Origin of the sequence: Anabaena catenula FACHB-362 (genome assembly GCF_014698735.1) — a bacterium.
Classification (GTDB): Bacteria; Cyanobacteriota; Cyanobacteriia; order Cyanobacteriales; family Nostocaceae; genus Anabaena; species Anabaena variabilis_A.
The window spans coordinates 1-12,391 of record NZ_JACJTQ010000078.1; the positions used below are offsets into that span (position 1 = coordinate 1).

At 39.3% G+C, this 12,391-nt stretch carries 12 protein-coding genes; 1 reads left to right on the forward strand and 11 read right to left on the reverse strand.

The window, feature by feature from the left end:
* Positions 1-336: 336 nt before the first annotated feature.
* The 6 genes from H6G68_RS25815 to H6G68_RS25840 all read right to left on the reverse strand — a co-directional run bounded on the left by H6G68_RS25815 (position 337) and on the right by H6G68_RS25840 (position 5,535).
* Positions 337-930 carry a Maf family protein gene (locus H6G68_RS25815; RefSeq protein ID WP_190909206.1) on the reverse strand — a complete coding sequence of 198 codons (594 nt, stop codon included), beginning with the start codon at positions 928-930 and terminating at the stop codon, positions 337-339.
* 142 nt (positions 931-1,072) lie between these two features.
* Complete coding sequence (psbP, locus tag H6G68_RS25820) at positions 1,073-1,618, reverse strand: photosystem II reaction center PsbP (RefSeq protein WP_190909199.1); 546 nt, start codon at positions 1,616-1,618, stop codon at positions 1,073-1,075.
* Between the two features lie 267 nt (positions 1,619-1,885).
* Positions 1,886-2,683 carry an Rpn family recombination-promoting nuclease/putative transposase gene (locus tag H6G68_RS25825; protein ID WP_190909200.1) on the reverse strand — a complete coding sequence of 266 codons (798 nt, stop codon included), beginning with the start codon at positions 2,681-2,683 and terminating at the stop codon, positions 1,886-1,888.
* Positions 2,684-2,703: 20 nt separating this feature from the next.
* Positions 2,704-3,075, reverse strand: coding sequence for a type II toxin-antitoxin system PemK/MazF family toxin (locus H6G68_RS25830; RefSeq protein WP_242045394.1), 372 nt, complete (start codon positions 3,073-3,075; stop codon positions 2,704-2,706).
* Complete coding sequence (locus H6G68_RS25835; RefSeq protein ID WP_016952685.1) at positions 3,033-3,254, reverse strand: ribbon-helix-helix domain-containing protein; 222 nt, start codon at positions 3,252-3,254, stop codon at positions 3,033-3,035. The genes H6G68_RS25830 and H6G68_RS25835 overlap by 43 nt, the downstream gene beginning before the upstream one ends.
* A gap of 124 nt (positions 3,255-3,378) precedes the next feature.
* Positions 3,379-5,535 (reverse strand): dynamin family protein, encoded by a 2,157-nt coding sequence (locus H6G68_RS25840; protein WP_242045395.1) that lies wholly within the window; start codon positions 5,533-5,535, stop codon positions 3,379-3,381.
* Positions 5,536-6,003: 468 nt separating this feature from the next.
* On the opposite strand from H6G68_RS25840, the gene H6G68_RS25845 reads away from it, so the two are divergent.
* Positions 6,004-6,453, forward strand: coding sequence for a DUF29 domain-containing protein (locus H6G68_RS25845; RefSeq protein ID WP_190909202.1), 450 nt, complete (start codon positions 6,004-6,006; stop codon positions 6,451-6,453).
* 4 nt (positions 6,454-6,457) lie between these two features.
* On the opposite strand, the gene H6G68_RS25850 is transcribed toward H6G68_RS25845, so the two are convergent.
* The 5 genes from H6G68_RS25850 to H6G68_RS25870 form a co-directional block, all read right to left on the reverse strand.
* Complete coding sequence (locus H6G68_RS25850; protein ID WP_190909208.1) at positions 6,458-7,849, reverse strand: PP2C family protein-serine/threonine phosphatase; 1,392 nt, start codon at positions 7,847-7,849, stop codon at positions 6,458-6,460.
* Between the two features lie 758 nt (positions 7,850-8,607).
* The gene (gene ftsY / locus H6G68_RS25855; protein WP_190909203.1) at positions 8,608-10,209 is read right to left on the reverse strand and encodes a signal recognition particle-docking protein FtsY; all 1,602 of its coding nucleotides are present in this window, start codon (positions 10,207-10,209) and stop codon (positions 8,608-8,610) included.
* Between the two features lie 148 nt (positions 10,210-10,357).
* Positions 10,358-10,999, reverse strand: coding sequence for a transcription antitermination factor NusB (gene nusB / locus H6G68_RS25860; RefSeq protein ID WP_127055973.1), 642 nt, complete (start codon positions 10,997-10,999; stop codon positions 10,358-10,360).
* Between the two features lie 117 nt (positions 11,000-11,116).
* Complete coding sequence (locus H6G68_RS25865) at positions 11,117-11,827, reverse strand: DUF502 domain-containing protein (RefSeq protein WP_190909204.1); 711 nt, start codon at positions 11,825-11,827, stop codon at positions 11,117-11,119.
* A gap of 326 nt (positions 11,828-12,153) precedes the next feature.
* Positions 12,154-12,384: a zinc ribbon domain-containing protein gene (locus H6G68_RS25870; protein WP_339327893.1), complete on the reverse strand. Its 231-nt coding sequence runs from the start codon at positions 12,382-12,384 to the stop codon at positions 12,154-12,156.
* Positions 12,385-12,391 lie beyond the last annotated feature (7 nt).

Genomic DNA, 12,391 nt, shown 5'->3' on the forward strand with positions numbered 1-12,391 from the left:
GGCATCTCTAACGCTTATTTTAGCGTACCAGCCAGCTACCTTTGCATTGGGGCATCTCACTTTTAAAAGCAGTGGCAGTAACACTTTAGCTATTTCCGGAGATGTCTATTAGGAGTTTTTTTAGACGCTGTTTATCCATTATTTACAGCACATTTTATCTGAGTGAAGTAAGTAGGTTGGCGTTAAAAATTGTCGTTGGGATAAGGCAGGGGGCAGGGTGCAGGGTGCAGGGGGAAAAAGGGTTTTAGCCTTGTTTACTTTTCTTTACACAGTTTGGTTTTATTCTGCCTACCGACTTATACAAGTGATTTTTCTGTTCAAGATCTGAAACCTTACTTATTGCCAGAAATCAGTCACTTCATAACCCAATTCGGTGATCATGTGGCGTAACAGAGGTAAACTCAGCCCAATTACATTGCTGTGACAACCCTCGATTTTTTCTACAAACAAACTACCAAATCCTTCAATAGCAAAGGCTCCAGCACATTTGAGGGGTTCACCTGTAGCCACATAGGCAAGAATTGCGCGATCGCTCATTTGAGCAAAGTATACTCTCGTCACTTGACACTTGACTACACTCTGGTTTTTGGTTGTGTCAATTAAAATATGACCAGTATACAAGTCACCAAAGTTACCTTGCATTATTTGCCAACGTGCGATCGCTTCCGCTGCATCTCCAGGTTTGCCATAAATCTCACCATTCATTGCTAAAACTGAATCACAGCCCATAATCAAGGCTGATGGAAACTGAGATATTACAGTTTCTGCTTTACACTGAGCCAGTGTTTGCACTAATTGTGCAGGATCACGTTGTTGAATTTGCGACTCATCAAAATCACTAGGACAAACTATCGGTTCAATACCCACAGTTTGCAGTAAACGACGACGCGCTGGAGAAGCAGATGCAAGTACAAATTGAGGAATTACCATAGTCAAGAATATGGGAAGAATCGGTAATGGGTGTTGGCGGTAGCCTGCCGTTAGGCATAGGGTTATTGGTAATGGTAATTGCTGATGAGAAAAACTCTGCTCCCATTCGGCTACGCTCACGGCAAGCCTGTCACCTCATTAATTAATACACCTTAAAAGAACCTACAACTTCATCAATCATGCGTTGCAGTCTTTTCCACCGCTGTTCAGGAACTGAGGCATTAAAGGTAAAAAGCTTGCCACGACTCACAGCTACACTAGAGATATTGTGTCGTTTTTGCTGATTAGGAAGTTGAACCTCATACTCTAAAAAGTAGTATATTTTACCGTCAGATTCTTTTTGCACCGCATTGACTAATTCTGCGGAACGGCCGGAATCTGGGGGAGCAAGAGCAGCTTTACCTAATCTATATCCAACTTCTGTAGGTGTTCCCAATTCTGATAAAGTTTTTCCGTCAGGAACAGGACTAATTACCACAGAGACATTTTCTGAGACTTCAATTAAATCATGAAAAACTACATCGGGACCGTTGGCAACTTTAACTTGCAACCACCCATTAGGATATAAGAACTGATAACCATCAGCACTATCTACAAAGCTTTTGAGTCCAGCAGCAGAAGCTACATCAGTGTTACTGAGACTGAAGCTAAATACTAATAACAAAATTAACGCAATTTTTTTCCACATTTATCAAAATTCCTTTGGGCCCGAAGCAATATAAGGCAAGCGTTATTGCACCATCCCATTTTCCCATAAAGGTTACGCTTTAGATTAGGAAAAGGATCTTGATTGTCCAGCGATTTCAATACCTAAGTAAATGTGTTGGTGTTGGGTTTCCTTGCGTTAAACGCCACTTTAACTCCACAGGGGGAACCTCCTGACGTGAGTGGTTCCCCGATCTACTTCTTCATTTATTGCTAAATTCGCAGAAACTTATTCAGCAATTAGTTAAAATTAGGATTCTTGAATCTCCTTTTGTAAAGCTTGAACTTGCTCAAGAGATAATTCAGTAACTTGAGAAATTTGTTCTAAACTCATACCAATTCTTAACAAGTTTAAAGCCACATTTCTTGTTGTTTCTGCTTTACCTTTAGCTTCACCTTCTGCTTTACCTTCTGCCTTACCTTCTTCTAGGATTTCTTGATAAATGACTGATTCGCGCATAATCTCACTCCTGAATATTTTCCGAATTACATCTTGCTTTAACACCAGACCTGCTAAAATGCCACTAGCAGCAGCTATATTTTTTTGTAGCCTTTGATTGGTAATTGCTTCAACTGCTTGGGCAACTTGAGTTAGTACCATTGTAGGATCTTTTGTCTGAGTCAGCACGGCAAAGGGTAATAAACCAGGAACAGTCAGAAATTTGTCTGTCGGTTGTTCCCACAAGCGGATGACATCAAACTCATGGTAAGTTTTCTCTAATCTAAAGTTGTTTTCATTGACTAATTCTGATCCTGTTTTTCGCAAATAGATGACTATTTGACGCATTTTTTTGTTAGGAAAGCGTCGATATACCCTGACTCGATAATCTAACATCCTAAAGGGCATATCTTCGTCAGTGTCGGTTTGAAATTCGGTATGTAGAACTAATTCATCCGATTGCAATAATATTAATGAATCAGCGCGAATTGGTTCGTTTGATAATTCTGTGGGGCTAAGTTCTGTTAATTTAATTGGTGAACCTAATAACCATGTTGCTAAGTCGTCTTTGAAGTTTTCAGCTAGGAATTGGCAGATATTATCATACATGGGAATTTGAAAAGATGTGATTAGTGGTTGTTTAAACTCAGGTATCGCCGTAGAATATTTTGCGCCTGTTCTAGTAATTTTGCTTCTAATTCACCTAATTGTTGAGTTAAACGAATTTTGTCAAATGTCATTGGTTCAACGCATATTAAAAGACTATCTACAGAAAGTCCATTTTGTGCTGATGAAGTTACTTCAACTACCGCAGGTGAAATACGAGGATTATTAGGTTTGGCGGAAGTAAAAGGTAAAACTGTGACTTTGCTGCGTTGGTTATTAAACAAAGTCCCAGAAATTATGAGTGCTGGACGAGTTTTTTGAATTTCTGTATCTACAGATGGATCAAATGTAACTATCCAGATGCTTCCCATTCGGTAATCGCTATATTTTGCCATTCACTTTCCCAACCTAATTCTAATTCATCAACCAAAGCGCAAGCGGCCGCTAGTGCTTCATCTTGTTGTTTTTCTTGCCATTGTTTCAAGAGACTTTCAATCAACGCACTACGGTTTTCAACTTTTTGATCAATGTAATTTACTAATTCATCTGGCAATGAAATTGATATCTTAGCCATATATTACCCAAGGTCATACTATAGGTAGTATAGCTTATTTTGATATTTTTAGTCTAGTTTAGAATATGGGATTTGATGCTGGTTATTGTTGGGTTTCCTTGCGTCAACCCAACCTACATAAAATCTATGGTTTCCAAGTGTTCAGAGATTCACGAATTGATTTTAATTCCTGTAGATATTCATTCAGTTTCTCTTTTTGAAGATTTAAGTTATTAATAATTTCATCCGATTCTGCTTCTTTTGTCTCCCGTTGTTTTAGCAGACTATCAAACACATCTTGAAATTTTTTGATATAGTCATTGATTTGTTTTTCTGCTTTTCTGAAATCATCTGCAATTTGCTTTTTAATAAGTTGTTCCAATAGTTCTCTACTACTTGATGCTTTATTATTTATAATTTGTTTGATTGCATCAGAAGTTTTATGTAAATTAATTTCATAAAAGTGATTTTCCTTAGTTGTTCTTGCAACATAATCCTTATTACTTTCACAGCAACCCTTGTTACCGCCTGTACGTGTATCTTCTCCTTTCTTTCTTTTCCATATCTCTTGCTGGTTTTTGACTTTTTCATCAATACCAGAAAACTCAAAACTAGGAAATTGAATAGGGTTCACATTAATTTCAACTTGCAAAGCTTCTCCAAGAAAATTTGACAGATCATTGGATATATTTTGAATGTCATTTTGGATTTTTTGCACCAATTCTTCTCTGGTTTCTGTACCATATCTGACAAGTTTATCTTGTGTGTCTGTCCACCAATTTTCAATATGTGGAGAACAGAAATTATTGATGATTTCTATGATCTTGTCAGCTTCTTCTTGCGTATTAACCCTGATTATATATGAATCATAAGGTTGAAATTGAGAATCCTTAATATTGCTTGAACCTCCATTTAAAGCTTTATTAACATCTTCTATTAGAGAACGTTGAACTCTGAAAGAAAATGAAAAACCTCCTAAGATAGGTACTGTATTAGGTAGAGTCAGAGCCAGATTCATGTCATTACTAGGAATCTCTGTTCTTGTTGGTATCTCAGTCTTCTGATTAACTTCGGAATTGGTAGATTTATTAATTCTAGGATTGGCAATTCGATCAATTTCATCTTGAATTTTGGATTTAGCCCCTTCAGTAAATTCAGCGATTCCTTGGTTAAATCGGTTGATTAACTCTTTTTCTTTATTATTAACAGATTCCTTAACAGCCTCAACTTTTTCCTTTGCAGATTCAGAGCGTCTACGATACTCTTCAACTATTTGTTTGAGTTCTTCAAGCTTAGTATTCCATCCACCAATCTGTGCATTCAATAAACTTTCAATTGTTTTTTCAGCTTTATCAATTTTCGCCAAAGCATCGCTCAAAAGATTCCAACCTGCATTTTTAGTGATGGTTTCAATTACTGTTGATTGAATAGTAGGAATGCCACTATCTATTAATGCCTGTGGTGCAATTTTATGAGGTGCTGGTATAACTTGATCTCCATCTTCATTTTCAATTGCATATCTAGCACTAAAGAATTTTTTAAAATCCTTTTTTTGACTTTCAGTTGCTTTTCCTTGTTGAATTAATTTTGCTAAAAGTCCTTGTCTGGAACTGGCAGGATAAATCATGGGATTAGGAAAACCAAAATTAGATAATTCTCGTTTTAAATCTTGAATTACTTCGTCAATATCTTTATCTTTTTCAGTTTTCTGATCTACTTTGTTGAGGATAAAGTAAATCTTCCCTTTTTCAGATTCTAAGATTTCCTGACGATTTTCTACTAAATCTTTAAACAATTCGGAAACAGCATTATCTTTGTAAGAAGCGTAATTTAAAACAAACAAAATTGCGTTGCAGGTTCTTAACGCTTCTAGGGCAGTTCGCTTTAATTCTACTGTATTAAATTGAGCAGATTCCCATTCATTCGGTCCTGGTGTGTCAACTAGGGTAAAACCTGCAAGGGAAGAAATTCCGCTAATAGCTTCAATAGGATGTTCTATTTCAAAACGTATGGTATTATCAGAATTTCCCGTTTCTCTAATTTCACGGGTTCTATCTAAAAACTTCTGCTGAATTTCACCTTCCTTCCCTTCAGCAATAACAATAGGTTTTCTTTTTCCTTCTCGATATTCTAACAGTCTGGGGTCTTGATCGGCAGGAATATGGAGTACATCTGTACGGCAGATGGTACAAGCTGCGGTTTCACTAGCTAAAACATCCACACCAATGATGGAATTAAGAAAGGTACTCTTACCCGCTTTCATGGCTGCAATAACCGCAACCTGATATTTCTGTTTTTCCAATGCGGTTAAAGCTGTGGTGATGTCATTCTCAACACTCTGCAAACCTTTAGTATCATCACCTTCACTGAGACGACTTTGACGAATTTCCTGAAGATACTGTAATAGGTGTGTACCCAGGTTGTAAATATTGCTGTGTGCGGCTTGGAATTGTTCTGAAGACATAGTTTGTTGATGCTGCTAAGAAAAGTTGCTGATTTAGATGCGTTTATTTCTATCTATATACTGAAAATAAATTATCCCAGGCAAGATGGACACCGTATTATTACGGTGAAATCACTGATTATTGTTTCTAGTTATCTTGTTTATAACGTTCCTGAAATGGAATCATACCCAAATACCCGACTTCTCAAAGAAATAGAGGATCTATCTTCTAGTACCTTGTATTTCCAGTGCTATACAAATTCTTTTACTGACTCAGAGTTAAAATAGTAGATTAATAACCCATCCAAACAAGATTGCAAAAACATCATGGTTTCTATTTCCAAGAAAGCAATCCAGTTGTATGATACTGATTTTGTAGCATGGACACAGCAAACGGCTGAATTAATCCGTGCAGGAAAATGGGATGGAGTAGATTGGAATGCGGTTGTTAAGGAAATTGAAAGCTTAGGAAAGTTAGACCAAAGAGAATTGAAAAGCCGATTGGAGGTATTGTTACAGCATTTGCTAAAATGGCAATATCAGCCCAGTATGCGAAGTGGCTCTTGGCAAAATACGATCGCAGAACAACGAAACCGCATTGAAGATTTACTGCAAGATAGCCCCAGTCTTAATCCTTATCTAGAAGAAGTTTTAGCTGATTGCTACCGCAGAGGAAAAAAACTAGCAAGCAACGAAACTGGAATCTCCCAAGATATCTTTCCAGCAGATTTACCTTACACAGTGAATCAAATACTGAATATAGAATTTTTACCTTAATCCATCACAAAATCTGTAAAACTACCAAGGTCATATCATCAGTATTTTGCTTATCGGGTCCGATGAATTCCTCAACCTTATCAAACAAATAATCGACAATTTCCTGTGGACCATTGCAATAACGACAAGCGAAGTTAAAAGAAGTGATGAAATTTTCTTCATCAAAGCGATCGCCCCCAGCCGCTGCCGCATCAGTCAAACCATCTGTATAATAAATAACCGTATCTCCTGGTTCTAACTGCGCTTGGGCATCTTCATATTGGCTATTAGCATCCAAACCAATCAGCATACCCAAAGTATCCAATCGGCTAACAGTTTTCGTCGCTGCGTGCCACCAAAAAGGCGGATTATGTGCTGCATTACTGTAGGATAAAACCCGCGTTATGGGGTTATATTCCGAGTAAAACATCGTGATAAAGCGGTGGGAATTTTCCAAATCTGCATACATGACGCGATTCAAATTTTGGAGAATTCCAGCGGGGGAATTGCCATGTAATACTTCTCCCCGTAGCATTCCCCGCATCATCGTCATAATCAATCCGGCGGGAACACCTTTACCCATCACATCCCCAATTACCAAACCCCAACAAGCTTCTTCGGCACTAATGTATTTATGTGGTTGTAACTGTTTGTGATTTGTGGGAATAAAATCATAATAATCTCCACCCACACGATTAGCCGGTTTACAACGTGCAGCCAAAACTACACCAGGAATACTAGGACATTGACGCGGTAAAAGTCGCCGTTGAATTTCTGCCCCAATCTCTAATTCTTGATCTAGACGTTCTTTTTTTCTCAGTTCTACCGCTAGTTCATCATTTTCAATTGCTACGGCTGTTTGATCTGCAACTAACCTAACTAACTTTTGTCTAGTTTCTGTCCAACTATATTGTGGATCACGGCTCAATACATAGAGCCATCCCCTTTCTGTATGCTTAACTAAAATAGCTGTGCCAAAAATTTGCACATCTGGCCCCAAATAGCGATGCATCTCGTCATCCAAAATCCCTGTGGTTGCTGTTAGCGGCACCGAATTTGGTAAAAGTGTAATTTGACTGCTGGCAGTTTCTAGAGCTTTTCTAATATTTTTTCGTTGCTGAGTATCTTGCCAATGCAGTTGTTCTAACCTAATTTGACCATTAGGTTTATAAAGAAATAGGGCGCTACCTTCTGCGTCGGTAACTCTTGTGGCCATGAGTGGAATCAGTTCCAAAAACTGATTCAGATTATTAAAACTTCTGAGGGCAAATCCTAAAGAACTGAGCAAATCTTGAATTTTGTTTTGTTCTCGGTGTAACCTGGCCACCAGTTCTTTCAGTGCCACGACTGGAGTGACATCTGTCGCGGCACTACTATTACTTTCATTTGGGTGAGAAGGAACTTGAGACACAGGCAGATATGCTATTGCTTTTTAGATCAGCAGATTTATGATTTCTTATAAATCCTTGGTTTTTGGCATTGCTAAATCATATTGGACAAAATTATTGATTTTAGCAAGAGTAGAAAGACTTAGTAAATAATGTTTGTCAGTATGGCATTCGCTGATGGCATTTTTGGCAATTTATGGCGATTTTACAGAAATATATTTCTTTATTTGTCAAAAATAAAACAGTCACAAACTGTAATTTTGATGGGTAGCTAAACGGCTTTTCATTTTTTCATAACTAAATTAGCAATTCATATACCTTGAGAAATAAAAGTTTGTTGTTAGCAAAATTGTCTTTTCATCTTACAGAGTAACTATCGACAATCAGGGATTAAGGAACAAGATGTATTTTAGGTGAGTTTCTTGATGAGTTCGTTGACAATTTAAATTGCTAAATAGCTCAAAAAAAGTATTTGCGAGTCAATTGGCAAACAAAATCAGTGAGTAAAGTTTAGAGTGTTAATCTAGCTTACTTACACCACTTTATTTGTTGAGGATACCTTCTGTGGTAGTCAAGCAACAGTATAGATGCATTTAAGAAACCACTTGGTAACTTAAAAATAGAGCTTTAGTGTGCAATTCTAACAGAAGTTAGCCATTAATTGTAAAAAACAATTATTTTAGAAATTCGGGCGTTCCCATTGCCAAAATGTCCCATTATTAAGGCTAAAAATAAATCACCCCATCCCCGCGTCCTCCTTCATGCCGGCTTTCGCACAGAAGCAGTACTAGCCATTCAATAAAGCTTCTACAAATTCATAGCTAGAGAATGGGCGCAGGTCTTCAATTCCTTCTCCCGCACCGATAAAACGAATCGGTAAACCCAGTTGCTTAACAACGGCCAGAGCCACACCTCCTTTGGCTGTACCATCTAGCTTAGTTAAGACAACGCCGCTCAGTTGGGCAGCTTGGGAAAAGACTTCAGCTTGCCGGAGTCCGTTTTGTCCTAAGGTAGAATCTAGAACCAAGAGAGATTCTACATGAGCATTGGGGGCTTTTTTGTCAATAATTCTGCGAATTTTACTCAATTCGTCCATTAAGTTTTTCTTGTTTTGCAGTCGCCCAGCGGTATCTATTAACAGTAATTCGGTTTCCCGTGATTGGGCTGCTGCGATCGCATCAAATACAACTGCGGCGGGGTCTGTGTTCTTCCCCGGATTGGCAATTACTTCTACACCGCTTCTGCTTCCCCACACTTTGACTTGTTCTACAGCAGCCGCGCGGAAGGTGTCAGCCGCACCAATCAAGCATTTATAACCAGATTTTTGGGCTAAATGGGCAATTTTACCGATTGTGGTAGTTTTACCTGCACCATTCACCCCTGTAATTAACCAAATGGTGAGGTTGTCTTTTTCTGGGGCAAAGCTAGATTTTGGCGATGTTTTAGTTGGTGTATCTAGCATATCTCGAAGGATTTGTTTCAAGTATGCGATCGCTTGTTCTGGTGGGGTGATTTCATCCCGCAGTTTTTTCTGTAAAGCATCAATAATAAAATCTGTCGCCTCTACACCTACATCTGCTTGTAGGAGTAACGCCTCAATCTCTGCGACAGCAGCTTGATTTAAAGGCCCCTGACCAACAATGGACTTGAGTTGGTTCAGGATATTCCGCCTAGTTTTATCTAAACTTTGGCGTAGCTTTTTCAGCCAGGTAATTTCTTCTATAGAAACATCTTCTGCCCGTCTACCTTGGGCTGCTAAAACTTCAACTGACCAGACAAACCCGTCATCAAATTCTATTTCGGGAATTTCTGCTTCTATCTCTGGTGTAGTTGATGCCGGAGTTGTTGTGATTGCTGGTTCTTCAACTTCAATCGCGTTGGCTATCAATCTTTCCTGCTTGGCTTGTCTTTCGGCTGCTGCCCGTTCTAAAAAGGATAAGGTGGCTGGTTGTGCCTCGCTGACTGTGGCTTCACGGCTGGAAATTTCTGTTGTTTCTGTAATTGCTGCCGCGACTAGGGCTGATTCTTCAATCACAGATATCTCTTCAGCTGCGGTTGATGGGCTGACTTCCTCTGCTGGAGTTTCTGTTGTTTCTACAATTGCCGCGACTGGGGCTGATTCTTCAATAACAGATATCTCTTCCCCTTCCGTTGATGGGGTGACTTCCGCCGCTGGAGTTTCTGTTGTTTCTTCTATCTGAGATTGTTGTTTTTGCTGAATATTTTTGTATGCGGCTTTAGCAAACGCCAACAAGTCCGCCGTGTCTGGCGTAGCTGCTGCGGATGGTTCTGGTTGTGTTTCTTCTGTAGGCTGAGTTTCCCCCTGTGGCTGTTGTTCGGGGGTATCGGGAGTATCGTTATGTTGACGGCGGAACCAATTAAAAACCATTGCAGCAGTACTATATTATTTAGTAAATTATGAAATTATTCAGTTATTAGTTCTTAGTTTAATTTAATTATCCACCTTTTCCTGCCAAGAAAGCGGGTTATCCTCACTTGGAACCCATACATGAAACTGGTGAAGTGAGGACTACACCTTATGCCGTCTGTTTATGTTCTGTAACTCGGCGCAGCACACCATTAATAAAACGATGTCCTTCATCTCCACTGTAGCGCTTGGCTAATTCTACAGCTTCGTTGATGGCAATACTGGCGGGAACTCCCATCAATTTCATTTCTGCCACAGCTATTTGCAAGATATCGCGGTCAATTTGCGCGAGGCGGCTGACTTGCCAATCTACTAAGGCTTCAGAAACAAGTGTATCGATGAGATTCCGGTTTTCGTAGACGGTGATGATAATTTGTTTGGCGTAATTACGAACGTCTTTGTCTTGATTCGCTAATTGAATTAATTCAGGGAAATCAATGGCTGTACCCAATTGATTAATGGCTGTTTGGGTGTAAGTGATCGCTTCTTGGAGCATGGTTCTAGCTGTATTTAGGTCTGAAGCCCTAGTTTGGCTAGTTAAAAGGCGATCGTTACTGCGTTGAAGTTCGCCTGCTGCATTGTTGAGGGTATCTTGCACTTCTGTGGTGAGAGTGCGTACTGCTCCGAGTACTAATTTGGCTACTAATTGTTCATCTGGTAGTTTATCTAATTTTTTGGGGTTGACTGGCAACTGGCTGAGACTTAACAACGCCAATTCGCGTGCTATTTGCTGAGGTTTACGAGGTTGCATAATGGTGAGAGTGATTAGCTAAAAGGAGCAAACTCATAATCATATCAAGTTTTGCACCGTGAAATCATAATTTACTGAATTTGACTAGGAATTTTAGATAGCCGATTGTAGTTGATTTTAGGTTTTGTCCACAGGAATCACATGATTTTGGGTTTCTATGGGTGATACTGGTTTTGGTAAAATTAAGGGTGGTAGGGGTGTATTGGCGGAAACAATCCCACCAGAGACTACTATTTTAAAAGCATCTTCCACAGATAGTGAGAGGTTGACTACTTCGTTTTCTGGGACTACTGCATACCATCCAGTGGTAGGGTTGGGGGTGGTGGGAACAAAAACGCTCAACATGGGGGTAGACATCTGAGCTTGGATATCATTGCTAATTGCACCGGTGACAAAAGCGATCGCCCAAATTCCTCGTCTGGGATATTCTAATAAAACCACACGGCGAAATTTGCCATTGGAATCTTTAAGTATTGTTTCCAATAGTTGCTTTAGGGTTTTGTATACCTGACCGGCTAAGGGAATCGCTTGCAATAAACGCTCACCAAAATCTAGCAACCATTTACCAGCTATATTTCGAGCCATCAAGCCAATGATCAGGATACTTAGTAGTGGTACAGCCAGTCCAACTACTAAATTCAGGACATTGACTAATATAGGATGTAAACCATCAAAGGGATTTAGCTGTTTGGGGATTTGGGTGAGGAAGTTCACTACCCAACTGGCAATAGTAATAGTCAGCCAGATGGTAGTTGCTAGGGGAATCACCACCAACAAACCAGCAATCAGGTCATTTTTTAAGTCCTGTTTCAGGCGTTCAATTACCAAGCCCCTGTTCTCCTTTTTTTAGGCTATTAAAATTTTTGTGATTGGTACTCATAGTCCCTTGGCTAAAAGCTGTCGGCACTACTTTAGGTAGAATATTCAACCTATCTTCCCAAGAAAAGCATCAGTGGCGGGTTTTTCACTAGTGTTACTTTTCTTTGTAATACTTGTAAATGATTGTTGCAAGTTTCTTAGATAATACTCATCCTAACGTGCCATATCATCAGATGCTCATAATTATAGACAGCAAACAGCAATGGATAGACTGCGGATATCTGGTGACTGATGAATAATTGACATACTCACCGGCGTGAACGCACGGGGATTCTTCACGCTTCATTGACAAATACCACCGAAGTGGTTTTACTCCGTCTCGACGTGCATTTATAGTCGTGGCAATGCCCTATCCCGACTCTGTTTATATTTTTTGCAGCATTCTCGTCTCGGTCGTGTTCAGTTACACAATTTAAACACTGAACTGACCGAATTTTTAAATCAAGTTTGCCCCATTTGTAACCACACTCAGAACAAACCTGGCTAGTGGGTTCCCATCGGCTTATAACGTGA

Excerpts from the sequence above, each read along its gene's own strand:
- H6G68_RS25815 (WP_190909206.1), bottom strand. The coding sequence starts at position 930 with ATGGTAATTCCTCAATTTGTACTTGCATCTGCTTCTCCAGCGCGTCGT.
- psbP (WP_190909199.1), bottom strand. The coding sequence starts at position 1,618 with ATGTGGAAAAAAATTGCGTTAATTTTGTTATTAGTATTTAGCTTCAGT.
- H6G68_RS25825 (WP_190909200.1), bottom strand. The coding sequence starts at position 2,683 with ATGTATGATAATATCTGCCAATTCCTAGCTGAAAACTTCAAAGACGAC.
- H6G68_RS25830 (WP_242045394.1), bottom strand. The coding sequence starts at position 3,075 with ATGGCAAAATATAGCGATTACCGAATGGGAAGCATCTGGATAGTTACA.
- H6G68_RS25835 (WP_016952685.1), bottom strand. The coding sequence starts at position 3,254 with ATGGCTAAGATATCAATTTCATTGCCAGATGAATTAGTAAATTACATT.
- H6G68_RS25845 (WP_190909202.1), top strand. The coding sequence starts at position 6,004 with ATGGTTTCTATTTCCAAGAAAGCAATCCAGTTGTATGATACTGATTTT.
- ftsY (WP_190909203.1), bottom strand. The coding sequence starts at position 10,209 with ATGGTTTTTAATTGGTTCCGCCGTCAACATAACGATACTCCCGATACC.
- nusB (WP_127055973.1), bottom strand. The coding sequence starts at position 10,999 with ATGCAACCTCGTAAACCTCAGCAAATAGCACGCGAATTGGCGTTGTTA.